The following is a 22025-nucleotide window of genomic DNA, read 5'->3' as shown; positions in this document are numbered from 1 at the left end:
GACCGGAGCGCCGCCGAGCCGCGCCGCGGGCCCTCCGGTCCGCTGCCCGCAGAAGCCGCCCGGCTCTGGTCCTGCCCGCGACGGCCGTCACCTAGCCTCGGTACGTGCCGATCCTCCGCCGCCGCAGGCCGCGCGACGCGCCCGCCCGAGCGCGCTCAGGGCTCGGCGCACCGTTCCGGAACGTCTTCGCCGCCAACCTCAGCTCCAGCCTCGGCGACGGCATCGCGCGCGTCGCCGCACCCCTGCTCGCGGCACGGCTCACCGACGACCCGTTCCTCGTCTCCGGCGTCGCCGCCGTCTCGCTCCTGCCGTGGCTGCTCTTCGCCATCCCCGCGGGCGTCCTCCTCGACCGCGTCGACCGGCGCCGCGCGCTCGCGGCCGCGAACGCCGCGCGCACGCTCCTCGCCGGCGGGCTCGTCGCCCTCGCCGCGACGGGCACGCTGACGATCTGGTGGCTGTTCGCCGTCGTGTTCCTCTACGGCGCGCTCGAGACCGTGTACGACGGCGCGATCCGCGCGGTGCTGCCGTCGATCGTGGGCCCGGTCGACCTCCCCCGCGCGAACTCGCGCATCGAGGCGGGCGAGATCACCGTCCAGAACTTCCTCTCCGCGCCGCTCACGTCGGCGCTCTTCGCCGTCGCCGTCGTCGTGCCGCTCGGCACGGGCGCCGCCGCCTACGCCGTCGCGGGTGCGCTCGCCCTGTTCCTGCCCGCCGTCGCGGCGGGCGAGCACCGCGCCGCGCCGGCCGACGGCGTGGAGACCGCACCACCGTGGTTCCGCCAGCTCGGCGACGGCTTCCACTACCTGTGGGCGCACCCGACGTTGCGGCCCCTGTGGATGCTGTCCGTCGTCGTCGGGCTGTGCTTCTCCGCCGCGACGGCCACGACCGTGCTCTACGTCCTCGACGTGCTGGACGTCCCGGAGGCCTGGTACGGCACGTTCCTGCTCGTGGGGGCCGCGGGGTCGCTCGTCGCGGCGGCCCTGGCGAACCCGACGAAGGAGCGCTTCGGGACGGGGCGGACCGTCGCGGTCGCGAACCTCGTCACGCCCGTCTCGCTCGTGCTCCTCGGCGTCGTGCCACTCCTGCCCGCCGGGGGCGTCGTCGCCGCCGCTGTGCTGCTCGGGGTGGGGTTCGGCGCGGTGACCCTCTGGAACGTGCTCGTCATGTCGTTGCGGCAGGCGATGATCCCCGGTCGGCTGCTCGGCCGGGTCCACGGCACCTGGCGCACGCTGCTGTGGGGGGTCATGCCGCTCGGGTCGTTCCTCGGCGGGCTCCTCGCGCGCTCCGACCTGACGGCGCCGCTCGTCGTGGGCGGTGCCCTGGGCACGCTCGCGGCGGGACTCGGCTTCCGGTTCCTCACGAGGCTTCCCGACCCCGAGGACGTCGACCGGATGGCGGACAGAGGATAGGCAAGCCTCACCTCTGTGGGTTACAGTTCCTGACGCATCGTCATGACACCGCGTCAGGACGTGCTGTCCCGCCCCGACGCACCCGCAGGAGCCACCCCGTGACTGCCCTCACCCACGACCTCCACCGCGCCGACGAGTCCGTCCCGCTGTCGCAGCGGCTGCGCGAGGGCACGCGCCCCGAGCACGAGCAGGCCGAGGGCTCCGGGTTCGTCGAGCGGCTCATGACCGGGCGCCTCGACGTCGCGGCGTACGCCGACCTCGCCGCCCAGCAGTGGGCCATCTACGGCGCGCTCGAGGACGCGAGCGCCGCGATGCGCGACGACGCCCAGGGCGCGAGCCTCGTGTTCGACGAGCTGACGCGCACCCCCGAGATCGAGAAGGACCTCACGTTCCTCGTGGGCGCCGACTGGGCCGAGCGCGTGACGATCCACCCCGCGACGGAGCGCTACGTCGCCCGCCTGCGCACGGTCGGTCGGTCCCTGCCCGCGTACGCCGCGCACGCCTACACGCGCTACCTCGGAGACCTCTCGGGCGGCCAGATCATCAAGCGCATGCTCGAGCGCCACTACGGGCTCTCGGGCGACGGCCTCGCCTTCTACACGTTCGTCGAGATCCCCAAGTCCAAGCCGTTCAAGGACGTCTACCGCGAGCGCCTCGACGCCCTGGTCCTCACCCCCGAGCAGCTCGACGAGACCGTCGCCGAGGCCAAGCACGCCTTCCGCCTCAACAGCGACCTCTTCGCAGACCTCGGCACCGCCCACCCGTAACCCGATGACCGCCCGGCGCACCATCCCGGCTCCGTCGACCATGCGGTTGCGGCTCGTCTGATCCGACTGACGGGCCAGAACCCCATGCTCGCCGGGGGCGGGCGGGCAGGCTCCGGGCGGCGGGCGGGGAGCGGGCGACCGCGCGCGGCGTGAGGTGACTTACCTCCACGACGGTCGAGAAACGTCCGCGGGTCAGGTTAGGCTCGTCTTACCTGGTGGCGGCGGCCGTGGCGGCCGCGCCCTCGGACCGCTTCCTGGAGAACTCCCCATGCCTCACGCTGCCCGCCCTGCGCCGCACCCCGGCTCGTCGCCGCGCCGCCCGACGTCGCCCGCCGGCACGCCGGGTGCCGCGCCCCGCCGCGCACGCCGGACCGTGACCGCGCTGGCCGGGGCGGGCGCCGTCGTCCTGCTGGGCCTGGTCGCCGCGTGCGCGCCGCTCCCCTACGAGCCCCCCGCGACGCCGTCGGCCGCGGCGAGCCAGGACGCGGAGCCCGTCGAGGCGACCCCGACCGAGACCCCGACGACCACGGCGCCCGCCTGCACGACGCTCGAGGAGTCCCGGGCCGCGGGCGGCGGCTCCGACGTCGACCCCGCATCGTTCCCCACCGGGCCCACGAGCGCGACGTTCGCCGACGACGCGATCCACCCGGTCGCCGAGGCGCCCGCCCCGCAGCTCCCGGTGACGGTCGAGTCGGTCGACGGGCGCCAGGTCGAGATCACCGACGTGAGCCGCATCATCCCCGTCGACCTGTACGGGACGCTCGGCGAGATCGTCTACAGCCTGGGGCTGGGCGCGAACGTCGTGGGCCGCGACCTGCCGACCGGCTTCCCCGAGGCCGCGGACGTCCCCGTCGTCACGGGTGCCGGCCACGCGCTCGACGTCGAGGCGATCCTCGGGCTGGACCCCTCCGTGATCCTCACCGACGCGACGATCCTCACCGACGACGTGCGCGGCCAGCTCGAGAGCTCGGGCATCCCCGTCGTGTACTTCGACGAGGCCCGCACGCTCGACGGCGTCGACGACCGGATCCGCGCCGTCGCGACAGCGCTGGGCGTGCCCGAGCAGGGCGAGGCGCTCGTCGAGCGCGCGGACCGGCAGATCTGCGCGGCCCTCGCCGCGGTGCCGCAGGACACCGGGACGCCGCGCGTCGCGTTCCTCTACCTGCGCGGGGCGAACATCAAGATGCTGTTCGGGCCCGGCTCCGGCGCCGACGACCTGATCCGCGAGATCGGCGGCGAGGACGCCGGGACCGCGATCGGCCTCACGCAGCAGTACGCGCCGGTCACGAGCGAGGCGATCATCAGCGCCGCGCCCGACGCCTACCTCGTCATGACCGACGGGCTCGAGTCGATGGGCGGCCTCGACGCCATGATGGCGATCCCCGGCCTCGCGCAGACGCCCGCGGGCGAGGCGCGGCGCGTCGTCGACATGGACGGCTCGCGCCTCCTCACGTTCGGCCCCCGCACCGGCTCCACGATCGCGGCGCTCGTCGAGGCCTTCTACGGCGTGCCCGCGCCGGAGCTCCCGGCGTCGTGAGCGCGCCCGCCACCCGCCCCCTCGGCACGCCGGAGGGCGCGCCCGGTCCCGAGGGCGTCGCCGTGCCCGACGGCGCCCCGCGCCCGGGTGGTCGGCCCGCCCGGGTGGGGCCCGCCGTCGGGCAGCAGCGCCGCCACGCCGCCCGGTGGCTGATGGTCGGGCTGGGCGTGGCGCTCGCGGTGCTCACCGTCGTGTCCGGCATGACGGGTCAGGTGCCGGTGTCGCCCGCGGAGGTGCTCGGCTCGCTCGCGCACCACGTCGGGCTCGACTGGGGGCCCATGCCGTCGCACCCGCAGGGCGAGAACGCGCTGTGGGTCGTGCGGTTCCCGCGCGTCGTCCTGGCGATCGTCGTCGGCGCGGCGCTCGCGTGCTCGGGCGCGCTCATGCAGGGCGTGTTCGGCAACCCGCTCGCCGAGCCCGGCGTCATCGGGGTCTCCTCGGGCGCGGCCGTGGGCGCGTGCGCGGTCATCGTCACCGCGGGCGCGCTCGTGCCCGGCACGTGGGTCGCCGCGGCGGCGTTCGTCGGCGGGCTCGTCACGACGTTCGTCGTCTACGCGCTCGCGCGCGCCGGCGGTCGCACCGAGGTCGTGACGCTCGTGCTCACGGGCATCGCGGTCAACGCGTTCGCGGGCGGGATGCTCGCGTTCTTCACGTTCGTCGCCGACCCGGCCGCGCGCGAGCAGATCGTCTTCTGGCAGCTCGGCTCGCTCGGCGGCGCGACGTGGCAGTCCGTCGCGGTCGTCCTGCCGATCGCCGTCGTCGGCGTCACCGGCGCGATGCTCGTGCGCCGCAAGATGGACCTGCTCGCGCTCGGCGAGCGCGCCGCGCAGCACCTCGGGGTCGACGTCGAGCGGCTGCGCCAGCTCGTCATCGTCCTCGTCGCGCTCCTCGTCTCCGCCGGGGTCGCGTTCACGGGGATCATCGCGTTCGTCGGGCTCGTCGTGCCGCACCTCGTGCGCATGGTGTGCGGGCCGAGCCACCGCACGCTCGTCCCCGCGTCCGTGCTGGGCGGCGCCGTCGTGCTGCTCGCCGCCGACCTCCTCGCGCGCAGCGCCGTCGCGAACGTCGAGCTGCCGCTCGGCATGATCACGTCGCTCGTCGGCGGGCCGTTCTTCTTCTACCTGCTGCGCCGCACGCGCTCGCGCCAGGGAGGCTGGGCATGAGCGACCTGCGCCACGAGGGCTCGTCGTTCCTCGGCTCCCTGCGCACCGCCGTCACCGGTGCCCGACGGCGGTCCCGCCTCCCGGGGCGTGCCGCGCCCGGCGACGTGGTCACCGCCGCGCACGGCGTGTCCCTCACCCTGGGCGAGGCGCCGATCCTGCGCGACGTGTCGGTCGACGTGCGCGCGGGCGAGGTCCGCGCGCTGCTCGGCCCGAACGGGGCCGGGAAGTCGTCGCTGCTGGGCGTCCTCACCGGCGACCTGCGCCCCGAGGCCGGAGACGTCACCGTAGCCGGCCGCCCGCTCGCCGCGTGGACCCCGACCGAGCTCGCCCTGCGCCGGTCGGTCATGCTCCAGCAGGTCTCGCTGAGCTTCCCGTTCACCGCCGTGGACGTCGTGCGCATGGGCCGCTCGCCGTGGCGCGGCACCCCGTTCGAGGACGACGACGACGCCGCGGTCGCCGAGGCGCTCGCCGCGACCGACGTGGAGCACCTCGCCGACCGGCACTTCACGTCGCTGTCCGGCGGGGAGAAGGCCCGCGTCGCGCTCGCGCGCGTGCTCGCCCAGCGCACCGCGCTCCTCATGCTCGACGAGCCGACCGCCGCGCTCGACCTCAAGCACCAGGAGCTCGTGCTCCAGCTCGCCCGGGCGCACGCCGCCGCCGGCGGTGCGGTGGTCGTCGTCGTGCACGACCTCTCGCTCGCGGCCGCGTACGCCGACCAGGTCACCGTCCTCGCGGGCGGGCGCGTCGTCGCCGACGGCGGTCCGCGCGACGTCCTCACCGCCGAGCTGCTGAGCGGCGTCTACGACTACCCCGTCGAGGTCGTCGAGCACCCCGGCGGCGGCGCGCCGATCGTCGTGCCGCGCCGCTGAGCGCGGGCGGTCGGCGCCCGGCAGCGCGTGGTGAGGCACCGCCGACCGCCGCCCTTGTCCGCCGTCCTCGAGGACGATAGGGTCGGGATCACGACATCCCCCACGCCTCTCAACGATGCGCAACCCGGGGGATTTTCTCTGCGCGGGGGGCGAAGAGAGCAGATGCCAGCACGACCGACGCGACCTCGGGGGCCGCACCGCTACGCCAAGCCAGCGCTCACGCACGACGAGCTGGTGGCGAGGATGATCGAGCGCGGGCTCGTCGTCCCGGAGCCGGAGCGCGCCGCCCGGTACGTCCGCCACGTGGGCTACTACCGGTTCTCGCCGTACCTCATCCCTTTCCGCAAGGAACCGGGCGCCGAGGCGCTGCGCGGCGGAACGACGTTCGACCAGGTGCTCGACCTGTACGTCTTCGACCGCAAGCTCCGTCTGCTCGTCATGGACGCCCTGGAGCGCATCGAGGTCGCGGTCCGGTCCAGTCTCACCGACCACATGTCCGTGCACCGCGGTGGTCCTTCGTGGTACCGCGAGCCGGAGCACTTCAGGGACGAGCGTCGGCATCAGCGGTTCTTGGAGATGGTCCGGAAGACCTGTGAGGACCGGCTGGCGAGCGCACCCGAGAGCGCTGGGGGCGACCTCGCTCATGCCTCTGCGCTGGAGCACTACCTGACGACCTACGGCGAACCAGCTCTGCCGCCGTCGTGGCTGATGGTCGAGACGCTCACCTTGGGCCAGCTGTCTGGCCTCGTCGGCAACTTGCGTCGCGCCTCCGACGTCGGCCGGGTGGCGCGCCCGCTGGGCCTTCCCGGCCCATTGCTGCTGTCCTGGCTGCGCACGTACGTACGGGTGCGGAACGTCTGCGCTCATCACGGGCGGCTCTGGAACGTCGGCCTCGGCGTCTACCCCGCGATCCCGACCTCGTCCTCGGTTCGGTGGCTCACCGACGAGGAGGTCCTCTCGTCGTCTGATCGCCGCAAACGCCTCTATCCGGTACTGGCCTCGCTCCAGAGCGTTCTGGCGGTGGTGTCACCCCGCTCCTCGTGGGCTCGGCGGTTGGGCCTCCTCCTCGACCAGCACCCCGACGTGCCGCTCGCAGGTATGGGCATCCCGCAGGGCTGGCGCTCCGACCCGTTCTGGTCGCACCACCTCGCTGCCGTGAGCACCACCCGTCGAGAAGGCCGTCCCTAGCGACTCGCCCCGACGCCGCCGGGGAGCACCTCGTAGCGGTCGGGCGCGGCCGTGAACGACCCTCGCCCGCCGGTGATCGAGCGCAGGTCGAGGACGTAGCGGGTCAGCTCGGCCTCGGGCACGAGCGCGTCGACGCGCACGCGGCCGTCGGGCAGGGAGTCGGTCGCGGTGATGTGGCCGCGCCGCGCGGAGAGGTCGCCCATGACGTCGCCCTGCGCGTCGGGCGGGACGGTCACGGTCACCGCGGAGACGGGCTCGAGCACGACCGTCCCGGCCGTGGCGAGCGCCTCCCGCACCCCCACGCCGCCCGCGGTGCGGAACGCCATGTCGGACGAGTCGACGGAGTGCGCCTTGCCGTCGAGGACCTCGACGCGCAGGTCCACGACGGGATAGCCGTGCGGTCCGCCGCTCTCCATGGCCTCGCGGGCGCCGCGCTCGACCGCGGGCAGGTACTGGCGCGGCACCGACCCGCCGACGACGGAGCTGACGAACGCGAACCCCTCGCCGCGCGGCAGCGGGGAGACGCGCAGCTGCACGACGGCGAACTGCCCGTGCCCGCCGGACTGCTTCTTCACGCGTCCCTCGACCTCGACGGCGCGCGTGATCGTCTCCCGGTAGGCGACCTCGACGGGCTCGGTCGTGACGCGGACGCCGAAGGACCGTTCGAGCCGTTCGACGGCGACGGCGAGGTGCGTGTCCCCGAGACCGCCGAGGACCGCCTGGGAGCCCGTGAGGTCGACGTGCAGCGTCGCGTCCTCGGCGCGCAGCCGGGTGAGCGCGGCGGACAGCTTGTCGTCGTCGGACTGCGACACGGGCCGCAGCGCGAGCGTGTACACCGGTGGCCGGGGTGGCAGGTCTCGCGCCGCGACGGGCATCCGGCGGCCCGCGAGGAGCGTGCCGGTCGACGCGGCGGAGAGCTTCGCGACGGCGGCGACGTCGCCCGCGACGACCCGGTCGACGGCCAGGTGCTCGCGGCCGCGCAGCCGGAAGAGCCCGTGGACGCGGTCGTCCGCGCCGGTCGCGGTGCTCACGAGCCGGTCGCCCGTCGCGACGGTCCCGGACAGCACCTTGAACACCGACACCTGCCCGACGAACGGGTCGACGACGGTCCGGAAGACGTGGACGAGCGCGTCGCCCGCGGGGTCGGCCGCGACCTCGGACGTCACGGCCTCGCCCGACCCGGCGGCGTCGGGCAGCGCGACGACGGCCGGGCGGTCCGCGGGCGACGGCCCGAGCTCGCACACGAGGTCGAGGACGCGGTCCACCCCGACGCCGGTGACGGCGGACGCGAGCAGCACCGGCACGGCCTCGCCCGTCAGCACCTCGTGCGCGAGCGTGCGCTCCAGGTCGGCCGGGCCCGGCTCGTCGCCCCCGAGATAGGCCTCGAGCTGGTCGTCGTCGTGCGTGACGATCTCCTCGACGACCTCGTCGTGCAGCGCGTGCTCCTCGTCGCGGACGTCGGCGGGGACCTCCTCGTCGTGGCCCTGCCAGACCCCCTGACCGCCGCCCCCGTACTCGCGGGCGCGCTCGGTGAGGACGTCGGCCACGCCGTGCAGCGTCTGCTCCTCCCCGAGCGGGAGCTCGAGCGGCGCGAACGGCGCGTCGAACGCGGCCCGGAGCGCGGCGAGGACGGTGCGAAAGCTCGCCCGCGCGCGGTCCTCCTGGGAGACGACGACGAGGCGGGGGATCCCCGCCTCGTCGCACCGTCGCCAGACCTCCTCCGTGCCCGACTGCACCCCGTCGACGGCGCTCACCACCACGACCGCGAGGTCCGCCACCGCGAGCGCCGCGTCCACGGACCCCGCGAAGTCGGGCGAGCCGGGGGTGTCGAGCAGCGTGACCTGGTAGGTCGTGCCGTCGGGCGCGCGCCAGTCGAGGTGCGCGACGCCGAGGCTCACGGAGATGCCGCGCGCGACCTCCTCGGGCTCGTGGTCGCACACGGTCGTGCCCTCCGCGACGGAACCCGGGCGCGGGACGGCGCCCGCACGGTGGAGGAACGCCTCAGCGAGCGTGGTCTTGCCCGAGCCGCTGTGCCCGACGAGGGCGACGTTGCGGGTCGTGGCCGGGCCGGTGGACGTCGACGTCGTGGCCATGGCTGCCTCCTGGCGGCGGCGGGGCGCCGTGTCCCGCCGGGGTTCCAGGCTAGTGACGCCGAACGGATCGCGCCCGGGCCGGAGGTCCCGGCCCGGGCCCGGGGCTACAGGTGGGCGTCCGCGTACACGCGCAGGGCGTCGCGCACGAGCGTCGCACCCTCGACGCCGCCGTAGTTCTTCGCGAACCGCTCGTCCGCGACGTACATCTCGCCGAGGCCGACGACGTACTCCTTGACCGGTGCCGCGCCGGCACCCGGGGTTCCGGGGATGCCGCCGAGCCACTCGACGTGGCGGCGCGCGAGCTGTTGCGCCTCGTCGGACGCCGGGTCGACGCCCCGGGCGGCCGCCGCGGCCCAGTCCTCTCCGAGCGCGCGCGTGCGGTCCTGCCAGACGGCGCGGTCGTCGTCGGACATCCCCCGCCACCAGGTGTCGCTCCGCGCGTACGCGTCCTTCCCCCAGCGGGCCTCGACCTCGTCGCGGTGCTGCGTGTGGTCGAACCCGTCGAACATGTCGTCCGCCATGAGCTCGCCACCTCCTTCCATCGTGGTGATCGTCCGTTCGACCGACGCGATCTGCCGCGCCAGCCGCTGCCGCTCCGCCCGCAGCCACCCGAGGTGGCCGCGCAGCGCCCGCACCTGGGCCTCCCGCCGGGCGCTGGCCGACGGCGGCCCGTCACCCTGCCGGGCGGGCGGGCCGTCGAGCGCCTCGCGGATCGCGGGGAGGCCGAGACCGAGGTCGCGCAGGAGCAGGATCCGCTGGAGCCGGACGAGCGCGTCGGCGTCGTAGTGGCGGTAGCCGTTCGCCGCGACCCGGCTCGGGGGCAGGAGCCCGACCGCGTCGTAGTGACGCAGCGTGCGGCTCGTCGTCCCGGCCAGGCGCGCGACCTCCTGGATGGACCAGTCGGCCGTGCGGGTGCCCGTCGCGCTCATCTCCCGCTCCTCCCGTGCGTCGGTGGTGCTCTCGTGCGGCACCGGGACCACGGTAGAAGTTGACGTCACGTCAAGGTCAACTGCTTCGGGCTGTCGGAGTTCTCGAGGCTGCTCGCGGGACCGGTCGCGGGCGCGTCCTCGGTCGCGCTCCCGGACGCGGTCGCGTGCGCCACGTGGTGCCACCCGGCGTCGCGCGACGTCGCGGCGAGGAAGCATGCCCGGACGAACGCCACCTGGAGGAACAGGTCGTAGAGCAGCTCGGGCAGCACGAGGACGGCGAGCAGCCGGCCCCTCGGCCCGTTCCGCCACACCGTCACGACCCGTTCGAGCACGAGGACCCCGCCCACGGCAAGCCACGCCGGGACCACCCGGAACGTGCCCGCGACGACCGTCAGCGCCGTGAGGACGAGGAGGCTCGCGAGCATGAGCGTGCTCAGCACGAGCATCGCCTGCTGCCCGACGTACCGGGCGGTGACGCGCGTGAACCCGTACGCGTGCAGGTTGTCGAGCATCCCCTTGTACCAGCGGACGCGCTGGCGGTGCAGGTCGCGGCACGTCGGCATGAGCTCCGTCGTGCAGGACATCCGCACCGGCGACGCGAGCTCGTAGCCGAGCGTGCGCAGCGCGAGGGTGAGCTCGGAGTCCTCGGTGATGGCGCCGACGTCGTACACGTCGCCGCGCCGCCCCGGGAGCCGGTCCCCGCGCGCGGCGGCGACCGCCCGCAGCGCCTCGGTCCGCACGAGCGCGGCCGTGCCCGTGAGGACGGACGTCCGCCCGGTCACGTCGATCTGCACGCCGTACCGCTCGTACTCGTCGGACTGGAGCTGCTCGAGCATCGAGCGCGGCGGGGTGCCGCGGAAGACACCACCGACCGCGCCGAGCTCCGGGCGCGCGTCGAGCAGGGCGAGGCCGTCCTCGACGAACGTCGGGGCGATGGTCGTGTCCGCGTCGAGCACGAGGACGTTCTCCGCCTCCACCCCGCGCAGCGCCTGGTTCAGCGCCCCGGCCTTGCGGCCGGTGTTGCCGACCGTCTCGACGACGTCGGCGCCCAGGCGGCGCGCGGTCTCGACCGTCGCGTCGGTGCTGCGGTCGGACACGACGACGACCCGGTCGACCGGGCGCGTCTGCGCCCGGACCGACGCGAGCGTCGTCGGCAGGGCCGCGGCCTCGTCGTGCGCCGGGACCACGACCACCACCCGTGGGAGCGTCGCCGCGCTCATCGGTGCTCCGCGAGCCGCCTGCGCAGGACGCGCGCCGTCATGACGAGCGCGAGCCCCGCCACGACGAGCGTCCAGGCTCCCACCACGTAGAAGCCCGCGATCGCTCCCGTCGTCGCGAGCACGGTCCCTGCCTGAGTCGTACCGAGCTGGTACACGATCCACCTCCTGTCGTCGTCGGTGGTTCCACCGTCCGTCGCGGAGGCCGGTACCCATCCGGGCCCGGGCGGCGGTGGAGCACCGCCCGGGACGTCGGGTGAGCACGCGGGGGCCGCGGAGGAGTGCCCTGCCGTCGGGCGGTGGGTACACGACGACGCCCGGCCTCCGCGGGGTGCGGGGACCGGGCGTCAGTGGTGGCGCGTCAGGCGGTCGGCGCCGTCCCACCGTCGGACGGGGCGGAGCCGGGGCCGGGGCCGTCGGACGGTGCTGGCGAGGGCGCCGAGGTCTCCTGCGACGGGGCGGCGCGGCGCCGTCCGAGGACGAACCCGACCGCCCCGCCCACCAGCAGGGCTCCGGCTCCCGCGAGAAGCGCCGCGGCACCCGGCGGGTACGCGCCCACGGGGACGAACGTCGTCCCGGAGACCGGCGCGTACGCGAACCAGCCGAACGACGTCGGGCGGCTCGCGACCCAGAGCGCGGCGAGCAGCAGGCCCACCCCCAGCACGACGAGCGCCACCAGGGCGACGGCGGCGACGCGCGGACGGACCGGACGGGGCGCGGGCTGCTCGGGGGCGGTCACGTCCGCCATCGTCCCGGGCGACGGCCCCCGCGGCAACCGACCGCGGCGCTACTCCCCCACGGTCCCGTCGATCGCCTCGCGCAGCAGGTCGGCGTGACCGTTGTGCCGCGCGTACTCCTCGACCAGGTGCACGAGGATCCAGCGCAGCGTCCAGCGCTCGCCCGTGTGCCGGTCGGCGCGGGCGCTCAGCCGGTCGAGCCCGCCGTCCGCGAGCGCCGCGTCGAGCACCGCGTCCGACGCCGCGACCGCCCGGTCGAACAGCATGCGCAGCTCCTCCGGCGAGTCGCCCGCCGCGGAGGTCCAGTCCCAGTCGCGGTCGTCGGCCCAGTCCGCCGTGTCGAACGGGGGCATGAGCTCCTCGCCGCGGAACACCTGCGAGAACCACTGCGACTCGACGAACGCGAGGTGCTTGAGCAGCCCGCCGAGCGTCATCGACGACGGCCGCAGCCGGTGCGCGAGCTCCGCGGCGTCGAGCCCGGACGTCTTCCAGCGGAGCGTGTCGCGGTGGAAGTCGAGGAAGCCGCGCAGCGTGGTCACCTCGTCGGCGGCGACGGGCGGGTCGGTGCGGTGGTCGGTCACGGCGCCACCCTAGCGACCGCGCCGGTGCGCCCGCTCAGGGCAGGTCGGCCTCCCACGCGAGCCACTTCCGCCGTACCGCCGCCTCGACGTCGACGCCCTGGGAGCGCGCGAGCAGCAGCAGGTGCGCCAGGACGTCGGCGACCTCGTCCGCGAGCGGCGAGGCTCCGCCGTCGGGCCCGGGCGTCCCCGCACGTCCGCGCGGGCGGGTGCGCCCCGTCGCGGCGAGGAACGCCTGGGTCAGCTCGCCGACCTCCTCGGTGAGCTTGAGCATGAACCAGTCCGGGTCGCGGTCGACGCCGAACTTGCGCGCGTACAGCGCCGACACCGCCTCGACGCGCTCGCCGAGCGCGGGCAGGGTGAGGGGCGCGTCGTCGTCCATCGCGCCAGTGAACCACCTGGCACCTCCGACCGTTCGGCACCCACGGTCCGCGTTCGGCAGCACGAGGTGCCGAACCCCGCACGACCTGCCGAACAGCGGACCTACCGCACGACGAGCGCGACGACGAGCAGCAGCACCGTCGCGACGATCTCCCCGGTCCCGACGGCCCGCGGGCTCAGCCGTCGGCCCGGCAGCACCGCCGCCCGGGCGGTCGCGGCGGCGAGGAACGCCGTCGCCCACCACCACGTGGGGTCGTGCACGACGGCGACGACGCCCGCCGCGAGGGTGACCGCCGCGTGGTACGCGACCGAGGCGACGACGTACGACCGCACGCCGCGCTCGCGGATCATCGTCTTGACGTAGAGCACCGTGCCGAACAGGTACGCGAGGAGCAGCGCGGCGACCAGCCAGACGACGGCCGGGACGGCGAGCACGGACGCACCCGCGGGCCGGCACGCGGCGTACGCGACGACCGTCATGAGCGCTGCCGCGACCGTCAGGGCGCCGCCCGCGGCGACGGACCGCTCGGTGCGCCGCGCCGACGCCCACAGCCCGAGCGCGAGGAACGGCACGAACGCGGGCGCCCAGGCCGCGAGCGCCGGGTCGAGCAGGAGCACGACCGTCCCGAGAACGGTCGCAGCCGCGCCGTACGTGAGCATCGGGCGCCGGTAGCGGGGCCGGCGGCGGGACTTCAGCCACAGCCCGGCCGCGGAGTAGGCGAGGTAGCCGATGAGCCAGAGCGCGCCGAGCGCGAGGGTCACCGGACGGAACCCGGCGTCCTGCACGCCGCGCACCGTGCCGACCACGAACGGCAGCAGGAGCATGGGCCACGCGCCGTGCTGGTTCGGCACCCAGCCGGGCGGACGTCGGGCCACGTCCCGAGGCTAGCGCCGCGGCGGCCGGCTCCGGCCGCGCGGAGTCCCCCGTGCGCGTGGCCGCACGTCCCGGCCGCGCGGGACCTTCGTCCTGACCTTCGACGGCGTCCCGCGGCGCGCCGTCGTCCGCCGTCACGCGCAGCCGTCGGACTAGATATGGTGGCGCAGCCGTGATTCACACCCCACATGTTGGGGTACGGTCCGACGCGCAACCCCTGCGTGCCGGCGAGAACCCGGTGGGCAGAGGGGACGAGCGATGACCGCCATCGAGCTCGACCAGGCAGCACCGCACCGCACGACCGCCACGCTGGAGGTCCTCAAGCGCGACGGCCGGCGACGGCCGTTCGACGACGCCCGCATCCGCGCCGCCGTGACGAAGGCGTTCGCGGAGGTGCACGGCGACCTCACGGCGACGCACCGCCGCCGCGTGGCGGAGGTCGTCGACCGGGTCGACGCGGAGATCGCCGCGCGGTTCGACGCGACCGTGAAGATCTACGAGATCCAGGGCGTCGTCGAGCACGTGCTCCTCGAGTCGCACGAGTACGACGTCGCGCGCGCCTACATCGACTACCGCGTGCAGCGCGACTTCGCGCGCAGCCGGGCGACGGACCTCAACCACTCGATCGTGCGGCTGCTCGACAAGGACTCGACGGTCGTCAACGAGAACGCGAACAAGGACAGCGAGGTCTTCAACACCCAGCGCGACCTCACGGCCGGGACCGTGGGCAAGGCGATCGGGCTGCGGATGCTGCCGCCGCACGTCGCGAACGCGCACCAGAAGGGCGACCTGCACTACCACGACCTCGACTACCACCCCTACGCGCCCATGACGAACTGCTGCCTCATCGACTTCCGGTCGATGCTGTCGAGCGGCTTCCGGATCGGGAACGCGCAGGTGGAGCCGCCGCGCTCGATCCAGACCGCGACGGCGCAGATCAGCCAGATCATCGCGAACGTGTCCTCCAGCCAGTACGGCGGGTGCTCGGTCAACCGCATCGACGAGCTCCTCGCCCCGTACGCCGAGCGCAACCTGGAGAAGCACCTCGCGGACGCGCGCCGGTGGATCGCCGACGAGTCCGCGCACGAGGAGTACGCGCGCGAGAAGACGCGCAAGGACATCTACGACGCGATGCAGTCGCTGGAGTACGAGATCAACACCCTGTTCACGTCGAACGGGCAGACGCCGTTCACGTCGGTCGGGTTCGGGCTCGGCACGGGCTGGCTGGAGCGCGAGATCCAGCGCGCGATCCTCCAGATCCGCATCCGCGGCCTCGGCAGCGAGGGTCGCACCGCGATCTTCCCCAAGCTCATCTTCACGCTGCGCCGCGGGCTGAACCTCGACCCCGGCGACCCCAACCACGACCTCAAGCAGCTCGCGGTCGAGTGCGCGACGAAGCGCATGTACCCGGACGTGCTGTCGTACGACAAGATCGTCGAGCTCACCGGGTCGTTCAAGGTGCCCATGGGCTGCCGGTCGTTCCTCCAGGGCTGGCAGGACGAACACGGCCGGGACGTCTCGGAGGGGCGCATGAACCTCGGCGTCGTGACGCTCAACCTGCCGCGCATCGCGCTCGAGGCGGACGGCGACCTCGACGCGTTCTGGCGCCTGCTCGACGAGCGCCTGGAGACCGTGCACGACGCGCTCGTCTTCCGCATCGAGCGCTGCAAGGAGGCGACGCCGGGCAACGCGCCGATCCTCTACGTGCACGGGGCGTTCGGGGAGCGCCTCGCTCCCGGCGACGACGTCGACCGGCTCTTCCGCGACGGCCGCGCCACGGTGTCGCTCGGGTACATCGGGCTGTACGAGGTCGCCGCCGCGTTCTTCGGCGGCGCCTGGGAGCACGACCCGCGGGCCAAGGAGCTCACGCTCGACGTGCTGCGGTCCCTGCACGCGCACGCCGCCGGGTGGACGGCGCGGCTCGGCTACCGGATCAGCGTCTACGCGACGCCGAGCGAGAGCCTGACCGACCGGTTCTGCCGCCTCGACCGGGAGCGGTTCGGCGCGGTGCCCGACATCACCGACAAGGACTACTACACGAACAGCTTCCACTACGACGTCCGCAAGAGCCCGACGCCGTTCGAGAAGCTCGACTTCGAGGCCGAGTACGCGCGGTACACGTCGGGCGGGTTCATCCACTACTGCGAGTACCCCGTGCTCCAGCAGAACCCGCGGGCGCTGGAGGCCGTCTGGGACTACGCGTACGACCGCGTGGGCTACCTCGGCACCAACACGCCCATCGACCGCTGCTACGCGTGCGGGTTCACGGGTGACTTCGACCCGACCGCGCGCGGCTTCGCGTGCCCGTCGTGCGGCAACGCCGACCCGCGCACGTGCGACGTCGTGAAGCGCACGTGCGGGTACCTCGGCAACCCGCAGCAGCGCCCCATGGTGCACGGCCGCCACGCGGAGATCTCCGCGCGCGTGAAGCACCTGCCGGACTCGGCGTCGGCGTGACCGTGGCGCGCACCCCCGGCCCCGGCTGGCGCTCGGACCGCGTCAGCCAGGGGTACGTCGCGGACTACAAGCCGTTCGTCATGGTCGACGGCGAGGGAGTGCGCTGCTCCCTCTACGTGAGCGGGTGCCTGTTCGCGTGCGAGGGCTGCTTCAACGAGGCCGCGTGGAGCTTCCGCTACGGCCGCCCGTACGACGACGCCCTGGAGGACCGCGTCCTCGCCGACCTCGCGCACCCCGCCGTGCAGGGCCTGTCCCTGCTCGGCGGGGAGCCGTTCCTCAACACGGGCGTGTGCCTGCGGCTCGTGCGCCGCCTGCGCGCCGAGCACGACGACCGCCGGGACGTGTGGTGCTGGACGGGCTACACGTTCGAGGAGCTGCGCGCGGGGACCGCGGACCAGCGCGCGCTCCTCGCCGAGGTCGACGTGCTGGTGGACGGCCGGTTCGAGCTCGCGCGCCGCGACCTCACGCTCGCGTTCCGCGGCAGCACCAACCAGCGCGTGCTCGACGCGCGGGCCTCGCTCGCGACGGGGCGCGCCGTCCCGTGGGTGTCGGACCGCGCGACGACGAGCGCCTGACGACAGCAGCCCCGGGCCGCCGGATCACCGGGACGCGCGGCGCCTGGGAGCGGCGTCGGGTTCCGCGGGGCGGCGGATGCTCCCGATCATCTCCCACGTCGCCGTCGTCATCCGGAAGGTTCCCCAGAGGAAGAGGACGAACCCGCAGACGTAGAGGGCGTTGAGCGCACCGCGCGGGACAGGTGTGGTGACGTCGGGAGCGTCCGGGGCGACGACGACGGCGGTGAGGAAGGAACCCACGGCGGCGGCACCGAAGAAGATCACGCAGGCGATCACCGCGAGCACGAGCCCGGAGACCGCCTTCTTCGCCGGCGTGGTCCACGACATGTCGTCCTCCTGGTGGTCGGTTGCGCTCGACGATCTCATGGACGCCCCCGACCCACCACGGACGGCGACCACGCCCGCCGGAAGCACCTTCACCCCGCGCAGCCGCGCCTGGTGAGCCGTCAGACGGTCTTGCGGGTGCGGCGGATGCCGACCCACAGCCCGACGGCGCACGTCACCGCCGCGGCGACGAAGCCCCACAGCACGTCGGGGTCGGCGAACGACCCGGCGAGCAGCGCGCGCTCCGCGTCGACGATGTAGGTCAGCGGGTTGAAGAGCGCCGCGGTGCGCATCCACGCCGGCCCGGCCTCGAGCGGCAGCATCATGCCGGAGAGGATGAGCAGCGGGAACAGCAGCGACTGCTGCACTCCCCAGAACAGCCACTCGCGGTTCTTCGCGGCGAGCGCGAGCGCGATCGACAGCGCGCCCACCCCGATGCCGAACAGCCCGAGCAGCAGGAGCCCGACGAGCAGGTGCAGCGGGTAGAGCGTGAAGCCGAACGGGACGCACACGAGCGCGATGAGCAGCCCCTGCACGACGAGCGGCGCGAACTCCTTGAGCGAGCGCCCGACGAGGATCGCGGAACGGTCGAGCGGCGTCGCGAGCACGCGCTCGTAGGAGCCGGTCATCATCTCGTAGAGCAGGTTCGACCCGCTCATGGACGTGCCGAACAGCGAGATCATGACGATCACGCCCGGGACGAACCACTGCAGCGTCTCGGCCGTCGACCCGCCGCCCCCGGGTGCGCCGCCACCGAACCCGCCGACCGCGCCCGTGAGGAGCGGGCCGAACAGGCCGAGGAAGATCAGCGGCTGCAGCAGCGAGAAGATCAGCGTGAACGGGTCGCGCAGCACGAGCAGGATCTCGCGCGTGAACACGGCCCACGTGTCGCCGAGGAACTTCGCGACGCCGGTCCGCATCGCCGTGTCGGCACCGGCGGCCGGTGCCCCGACGCGTGCGCCCGCCAGGTCGGTCCGCGTGCTCATGCGGCCTCCTCTCGCAGGCTGCGGCCGGTGAGGTTGAGGAAGACGTCGTCGAGGCTCGCCTGCTTGAGCTCCGCCGAGCGCACGGCCAGCCCCGCGACGCGCAGCGCCTCGATGGCCTCCGGGAGACGGTCGGCGCCGTGCGTCGTCGAGATGCGGACCGTCACGACGCCGTCCGCGCCGGTCGTGGTCGCGACCCGGCCCGCGTCCTCGGCGAGGGACGCGCGGACGCGGCCGACGACGTCGGGCACCGCTCCCGGTGACGCCTCCCCCGGGGCACCGCCGCCGGGCGCCGGGACCACGGCGAGCGTGATGACGTCGTCCGCGTGGTCGTGCTTGAGGGAGTCCGGCGTGGCGTCGGCGATGATCTCGCCGTGGTCGATGACGACGACGCGCTCCGCCATGCTGTCGGCCTCGTCGAGGTAGTGGGTCGTGAGCACGATCGTCATGCCGTAGCGCTCGCGCATCGCCGCGATGTGCTCCCAGAGGTTCGCGCGGGCGTGGGGGTCGAGGCCCGTCGTCGGCTCGTCGAGGAAGAGCAGCGGCGGGTGGTTCATCAGCCCGAGCGCCACGTCGAGGCGACGGCGCTGGCCGCCGGACAGCGACTGGACGGTCCGCTTCTCGAGCCCGCCGAGGTCGAGGGCGTCGAGGAGCTCGGCGGCGCGCCGCGTGTACTCGGTGGGCGGCAGCCCGTAGAAGCGGCCCTGGTTGTGGAGCTCGTCGAGCACGCGGTAGGAGAACCCGCCGCCGTTGCCCTGGCCGATGAAGCCGATGCGCGAGCGGACCCGCGCCGGGTCGCGCGCGACGTCGTACCCGGCGACCTCCGCGGTCCCGGCGGTCGGTGCGAGGAGGCTCGTCAGCATCCTCAGGGTCGTGGACTTGCCGGCCCCGTTCGGGCCGAGGAAGGCGACGAGCTCGCCCTCCCGGACGTCGACGTCGATGCCCTTGACGGCCTCGACGGTCTCTTTCTTGCGGTGGAAGGTCTTGGTCAGGCCGCGGGCTCGGATCACCGGAGCCACCCTCTCGTACGCCGTACCGAAATGGAGCGACCACGCTAGCATACGGTGTACGGGAAAAGGCAAGCCTTCGTCGCACGCTCGCACCGGAGGCGAGATCCCGCGGGAAGTCGGGGAGGATACGCACGTGACGACCGACCCGACCGACGCCCGCGCGGCCGACCGTGCGCCGTCCGCCACCGCGCCGACCCCGCCCGCGACCCCGGACCCCGAGGACGCCGCGGGCAACGACGACGCCGTGCGGACGCGCGGCGTCGCGGCCGCCGCGGACGCCGGGGTCGCCTCCGCGGTGCAGGCGGCCGAGCACGCGCGCGCGCAGTTCACCGAGATCGTCCGCACCCCCGAGATCACGCGCCGCCTCGCGCTCCTGTGGGACCCGCCGGCCCCCGCGACGCGCGGCCGCAAGCCGCGCCTCACGCTCGACGACGTCGTGCGGGCGGGGATCGCCGTCGCGCAGGAGGGCGGGCTCGACGCGCTGTCCATGCGCCGCGTCGCGACCGAGCTCGGCGTCGGGGCGATGTCGCTCTACACCTACGTGCCCGGCCGCACCGAGCTCGTCGACCTCATGATCGACCGCGCGTACGCCGAGCTCGACCTGCCCGCCGCGGGAGCCCCGTGGCGTCCCGCGCTCGCGCAGTACGCGCACGAGCTGTGGAACCTCTACCTGCGCCACCCGTGGATCCTCCAGACCAACATGTGGCGCGCCCCGCTCGCGCCGCACGTGCTCGACGCCCAGGAGGCCGGGCTGCGGACCATCGTCGACACCGGTCTCTCCGAGCTCCAGGTCGTCGACACGCTCGGCCTCGTCGACAACTACGTCCAGGGCCTCGCGCGCGCCACGATCGCCGAGCGGACCGAGCGCGACGCGACCGGCGTGGGCAACGACGAGTACTGGACGACGCTCGGCAGCTTCTGGGAGGACTGGTTCGACGTCGAGCGCTACCCCGTCATGACGCGCGTCTACGTCGCGGGCGGCTTCGACGCGCCGCAGGGGCCCTTCGACGCGAGCCTCGACCGCCTGCTCGACGCCGTCGAGCTGGCCATCGACAGCGCGAGCGTCGACCGGTCCGACGACCCCGCCGCCGCGCCGGAGGACCCCGACCCCGCAGGCTAGGGAGGTCGTGCCGAAGGTCCCGCGCCACGACGTCCGTCCCGGCTGACGTGCGGGCGCCACCCCTGGCAGGATCGACCCATGGATCCCCGCGCCGGCACGCCCGCCCAGCCCAGCGACCTCATCGACGTCGACGCCGTGGTCGGCGCCTACTACGACCTCGCGCCCGACGTCGACGACCCGGCCCAGAAGGTCGTGTTCGGCACGTCGGGCCACCGGGGGTCGAGCCTGGACCACGCGTTCAACGAGGCGCACATCATCGCGATCACGGCCGCGATCGTCGAGTACCGGCGCTCGCAGGGCACCGACGGGCCGCTGTTCATCGGCCGCGACACGCACGCGCTGTCGCTCCCGGCGTGGCAGACCGCGCTCGAGGTCCTCGTCGCGGCGGGCGTCCAGACGTACGTCGACGCGCGCGACTCGTTCACCCCGACCCCCGCCGTCTCGCAGTCGATCCTCCTGCACAACGAGGCGACGACGGTCGACGGCGTCCGCACCACCGGCCCCGGCCTCGCGGACGGGATCGTCGTCACGCCGTCGCACAACCCTCCGCGCGACGGTGGCTTCAAGTACAACCCGCCGCACGGCGGCCCCGCCGGGTCAGAGGCGACCGGCTGGATCGCGAACCGCGCGAACGAGATCCTGCGCACCGGTGTCGGCAGCGTGCCGCGCGTGCCGCTGACCCAGGCGCTCACGTCCGAGCACGTGCACAAGCACGACTTCCTCACCACGTACGTCGACGACCTGGCGAACGTCCTCGACCTCGACGCGATCCGTGACTCCGGCGTGCGGATCGGCGCCGACCCGCTGGGCGGCGCGTCGGTCGAGTACTGGGGCGAGATCGGCGAGCGGTACGGGCTCGACCTCACGGTCGTCAACCCGCAGGTCGACCCCCGCTGGGCGTTCATGACGCTCGACTGGGACGGCAAGATCCGCATGGACTGCTCCTCGCCGTACGCGATGGCGTCCCTCGTCGCGGGCATGACCGGGGAGTCCGGGAACGCCGAGGGCGGCGCGCCGTTCGACGTCGCCACCGGGAACGACGCCGACTCCGACCGCCACGGGATCGTCACGCCCGACGCCGGGCTCATGAACCCCAACCACTACCTCGCCGTCGCGATCCAGTACCTCTACGGCGGCGCGCGCGAGGGCTGGCGCGACGACGCCGCGATCGGCAAGACGCTCGTGTCGTCCGCGCTCATCGACCGCGTCGCGGGCGGGCTCGGCCGTCGGCTCGTCGAGGTCCCCGTCGGGTTCAAGTGGTTCGTGCCCGGCCTGCTCGACGGCTCGGTCGGGTTCGGCGGCGAGGAGTCCGCGGGGGCGTCGTTCCTCCGCAAGGACGGCCGCGTCTGGTCCACGGACAAGGACGGCCTGCTCCTCGCGCTGCTCGCGTCGGAGATCATCGCGACGACGGGCCGCACGCCGTCCGAGCACCACCGCGACCTCGTCGAGCGCTACGGCGAGTCCTGGTACGCGCGCGTCGACGCGCCCGCGACGCTCGAGGAGAAGGCGACGCTCGGCAAGCTCTCGCCCGAGCAGGTCACCGCGACCGAGCTCGCCGGCGAGCCGATCACCGCGAAGCTCACGAACGCCCCGGGGAACGACGCCCCGATCGGCGGGCTCAAGGTGACGACCGAGAACGCGTGGTTCGCGGCCCGGCCGTCGGGCACGGAGAACGTCTACAAGATCTACGCCGAGTCGTTCGTCTCCGCGGAGCACCTGTCCCAGGTCCAGGCCGAGGCGAAGGACGTCGTCTCCGCGGCCCTCGGGAGCTGACGCCCCCGCCGAGGTAGAGGCGTGGTCACCACCACGCCTCT

The 22025-nt window shown here is 74.1% G+C and carries 21 protein-coding genes; 10 read left to right on the top strand and 11 right to left on the bottom strand.

What is annotated here, in order from left to right; all coding sequences use genetic code 11:
• Nucleotides 1-104 precede the first annotated feature (104 nt).
• From HKK73_RS02145 to HKK73_RS02120, 6 genes are all read left to right on the top strand, one after another.
• Nucleotides 105-1409, top strand: coding sequence for an MFS transporter (locus HKK73_RS02145; RefSeq protein WP_171467342.1), 1305 nt, complete (start codon nucleotides 105-107; stop codon nucleotides 1407-1409).
• A 98-nt stretch (nucleotides 1410-1507) separates the two neighbouring features.
• Nucleotides 1508-2176, top strand: coding sequence for a heme oxygenase (biliverdin-producing) (locus HKK73_RS02140; protein WP_171467341.1), 669 nt, complete (start codon nucleotides 1508-1510; stop codon nucleotides 2174-2176).
• Between the two features lie 268 nt (nucleotides 2177-2444).
• Entirely contained in the window at nucleotides 2445-3713 is a 1269-nt protein-coding gene (locus tag HKK73_RS02135; RefSeq protein ID WP_216608036.1) for a hemin ABC transporter substrate-binding protein, read from the top strand.
• 152 nt (nucleotides 3714-3865) lie between these two features.
• Nucleotides 3866-4876 carry an iron ABC transporter permease gene (locus HKK73_RS02130; RefSeq protein ID WP_085388553.1) on the top strand — a complete coding sequence of 337 codons (1011 nt, stop codon included), beginning with the start codon at nucleotides 3866-3868 and terminating at the stop codon, nucleotides 4874-4876.
• A complete protein-coding gene (locus HKK73_RS02125; RefSeq protein ID WP_171467340.1) occupies nucleotides 4873-5745 on the top strand; it encodes a heme ABC transporter ATP-binding protein in 873 nt (290 codons plus the stop codon). Before HKK73_RS02130 ends, HKK73_RS02125 begins: the two co-directional genes overlap by 4 nt.
• 243 nt (nucleotides 5746-5988) lie before the next feature.
• On the top strand, nucleotides 5989-6933 hold the full coding sequence (locus HKK73_RS02120; RefSeq protein ID WP_253705883.1) for an Abi family protein: 945 nt from the start codon (nucleotides 5989-5991) through the stop codon (nucleotides 6931-6933).
• Here HKK73_RS02120 and HKK73_RS02115 read toward each other — a convergent pair.
• The 8 genes from HKK73_RS02115 to HKK73_RS02080 form a co-directional block, all read right to left on the bottom strand.
• Nucleotides 6930-9026: an elongation factor G gene (locus HKK73_RS02115; RefSeq protein WP_171467339.1), complete on the bottom strand. Its 2097-nt coding sequence runs from the start codon at nucleotides 9024-9026 to the stop codon at nucleotides 6930-6932. The two genes, HKK73_RS02120 and HKK73_RS02115, sit on opposite strands and share 4 nt — an antisense overlap.
• Before the next feature lie 104 nt (nucleotides 9027-9130).
• Nucleotides 9131-9955, bottom strand: coding sequence for a MerR family transcriptional regulator (locus HKK73_RS02110; RefSeq protein WP_144721319.1), 825 nt, complete (start codon nucleotides 9953-9955; stop codon nucleotides 9131-9133).
• A 65-nt stretch (nucleotides 9956-10020) separates the two neighbouring features.
• Nucleotides 10021-11175, bottom strand: coding sequence for a glycosyltransferase family 2 protein (locus tag HKK73_RS02105; protein WP_171467338.1), 1155 nt, complete (start codon nucleotides 11173-11175; stop codon nucleotides 10021-10023).
• Nucleotides 11172-11297 carry a hypothetical protein gene (locus HKK73_RS19285; RefSeq protein WP_256380365.1) on the bottom strand — a complete coding sequence of 42 codons (126 nt, stop codon included), beginning with the start codon at nucleotides 11295-11297 and terminating at the stop codon, nucleotides 11172-11174. Before HKK73_RS19285 ends, HKK73_RS02105 begins: the two co-directional genes overlap by 4 nt.
• A gap of 236 nt (nucleotides 11298-11533) precedes the next feature.
• A complete protein-coding gene (locus HKK73_RS02095; protein ID WP_137279832.1) occupies nucleotides 11534-11911 on the bottom strand; it encodes a hypothetical protein in 378 nt (125 codons plus the stop codon).
• Nucleotides 11912-11959: 48 nt separating this feature from the next.
• Nucleotides 11960-12490 (bottom strand): DinB family protein, encoded by a 531-nt coding sequence (locus HKK73_RS02090; RefSeq protein ID WP_034655021.1) that lies wholly within the window; start codon nucleotides 12488-12490, stop codon nucleotides 11960-11962.
• 34 nt (nucleotides 12491-12524) lie between these two features.
• Entirely contained in the window at nucleotides 12525-12869 is a 345-nt protein-coding gene (locus HKK73_RS02085; protein ID WP_170982051.1) for a MazG nucleotide pyrophosphohydrolase domain-containing protein, read from the bottom strand.
• A gap of 101 nt (nucleotides 12870-12970) precedes the next feature.
• On the bottom strand, nucleotides 12971-13744 hold the full coding sequence (locus tag HKK73_RS02080; protein ID WP_171467337.1) for a YwiC-like family protein: 774 nt from the start codon (nucleotides 13742-13744) through the stop codon (nucleotides 12971-12973).
• Nucleotides 13745-14000: 256 nt separating this feature from the next.
• On the opposite strand from HKK73_RS02080, the gene nrdD reads away from it, so the two are divergent.
• Together nrdD and nrdG are read left to right on the top strand one after the other, a co-directional pair.
• Nucleotides 14001-16199 (top strand): anaerobic ribonucleoside-triphosphate reductase, encoded by a 2199-nt coding sequence (gene nrdD / locus HKK73_RS02075; protein ID WP_171467336.1) that lies wholly within the window; start codon nucleotides 14001-14003, stop codon nucleotides 16197-16199.
• Nucleotides 16200-16201: 2 nt separating this feature from the next.
• Nucleotides 16202-16774, top strand: coding sequence for an anaerobic ribonucleoside-triphosphate reductase activating protein (gene nrdG, locus HKK73_RS02070; RefSeq protein ID WP_137279835.1), 573 nt, complete (start codon nucleotides 16202-16204; stop codon nucleotides 16772-16774).
• Between the two features lie 24 nt (nucleotides 16775-16798).
• Here the strand turns inward: nrdG and HKK73_RS02065 are convergent, their stop codons facing one another.
• The 3 genes from HKK73_RS02065 to HKK73_RS02055 all read right to left on the bottom strand — a co-directional run bounded on the left by HKK73_RS02065 (nucleotide 16799) and on the right by HKK73_RS02055 (nucleotide 19091).
• The gene (locus HKK73_RS02065) at nucleotides 16799-17101 is read right to left on the bottom strand and encodes a hypothetical protein (RefSeq protein WP_043652929.1); all 303 of its coding nucleotides are present in this window, start codon (nucleotides 17099-17101) and stop codon (nucleotides 16799-16801) included.
• 119 nt (nucleotides 17102-17220) lie between these two features.
• The gene (locus tag HKK73_RS02060) at nucleotides 17221-18084 is read right to left on the bottom strand and encodes an ABC transporter permease (RefSeq protein WP_021483463.1); all 864 of its coding nucleotides are present in this window, start codon (nucleotides 18082-18084) and stop codon (nucleotides 17221-17223) included.
• On the bottom strand, nucleotides 18081-19091 hold the full coding sequence (locus HKK73_RS02055; RefSeq protein ID WP_253705749.1) for an ABC transporter ATP-binding protein: 1011 nt from the start codon (nucleotides 19089-19091) through the stop codon (nucleotides 18081-18083). Before HKK73_RS02055 ends, HKK73_RS02060 begins: the two co-directional genes overlap by 4 nt.
• Nucleotides 19092-19224: 133 nt before the next feature.
• On the opposite strand from HKK73_RS02055, the gene HKK73_RS02050 reads away from it, so the two are divergent.
• Nucleotides 19225-20211, top strand: a complete 987-nt coding sequence (locus HKK73_RS02050; RefSeq protein ID WP_171467334.1) for a TetR/AcrR family transcriptional regulator — start codon at nucleotides 19225-19227, stop codon at nucleotides 20209-20211.
• Between the two features lie 78 nt (nucleotides 20212-20289).
• On the top strand, nucleotides 20290-21984 hold the full coding sequence (gene pgm / locus HKK73_RS02045; RefSeq protein WP_171467333.1) for a phosphoglucomutase (alpha-D-glucose-1,6-bisphosphate-dependent): 1695 nt from the start codon (nucleotides 20290-20292) through the stop codon (nucleotides 21982-21984).
• Nucleotides 21985-22025 lie beyond the last annotated feature (41 nt).

The organism is Cellulosimicrobium sp. 72-3, assembly GCF_013127315.1.
Taxonomy (GTDB): Bacteria; Actinomycetota; Actinomycetes; order Actinomycetales; family Cellulomonadaceae; genus Cellulosimicrobium; species Cellulosimicrobium funkei.
This window is presented reverse-complemented; position numbering and strand designations above follow the sequence as displayed.

What these genes read in the sequence shown, in the direction of transcription:
- HKK73_RS02135 (WP_216608036.1), top strand. Translation starts at nt 2,445, where the DNA reads ATGCCTCACGCTGCCCGCCCTGCGCCGCACCCCGGCTCGTCGCCGCGC.
- HKK73_RS02130 (WP_085388553.1), top strand. Translation starts at nt 3,866, where the DNA reads ATGGTCGGGCTGGGCGTGGCGCTCGCGGTGCTCACCGTCGTGTCCGGC.
- HKK73_RS02125 (WP_171467340.1), top strand. Translation starts at nt 4,873, where the DNA reads ATGAGCGACCTGCGCCACGAGGGCTCGTCGTTCCTCGGCTCCCTGCGC.
- HKK73_RS02120 (WP_253705883.1), top strand. Translation starts at nt 5,989, where the DNA reads ATGATCGAGCGCGGGCTCGTCGTCCCGGAGCCGGAGCGCGCCGCCCGG.
- HKK73_RS02115 (WP_171467339.1), bottom strand. Translation starts at nt 9,026, where the DNA reads ATGGCCACGACGTCGACGTCCACCGGCCCGGCCACGACCCGCAACGTC.
- HKK73_RS02110 (WP_144721319.1), bottom strand. Translation starts at nt 9,955, where the DNA reads ATGAGCGCGACGGGCACCCGCACGGCCGACTGGTCCATCCAGGAGGTC.
- HKK73_RS02105 (WP_171467338.1), bottom strand. Translation starts at nt 11,175, where the DNA reads ATGAGCGCGGCGACGCTCCCACGGGTGGTGGTCGTGGTCCCGGCGCAC.
- HKK73_RS02085 (WP_170982051.1), bottom strand. Translation starts at nt 12,869, where the DNA reads ATGGACGACGACGCGCCCCTCACCCTGCCCGCGCTCGGCGAGCGCGTC.
- nrdD (WP_171467336.1), top strand. Translation starts at nt 14,001, where the DNA reads ATGACCGCCATCGAGCTCGACCAGGCAGCACCGCACCGCACGACCGCC.
- HKK73_RS02065 (WP_043652929.1), bottom strand. Translation starts at nt 17,101, where the DNA reads ATGTCGTGGACCACGCCGGCGAAGAAGGCGGTCTCCGGGCTCGTGCTC.
- HKK73_RS02060 (WP_021483463.1), bottom strand. Translation starts at nt 18,084, where the DNA reads ATGAGCACGCGGACCGACCTGGCGGGCGCACGCGTCGGGGCACCGGCC.
- pgm (WP_171467333.1), top strand. Translation starts at nt 20,290, where the DNA reads ATGGATCCCCGCGCCGGCACGCCCGCCCAGCCCAGCGACCTCATCGAC.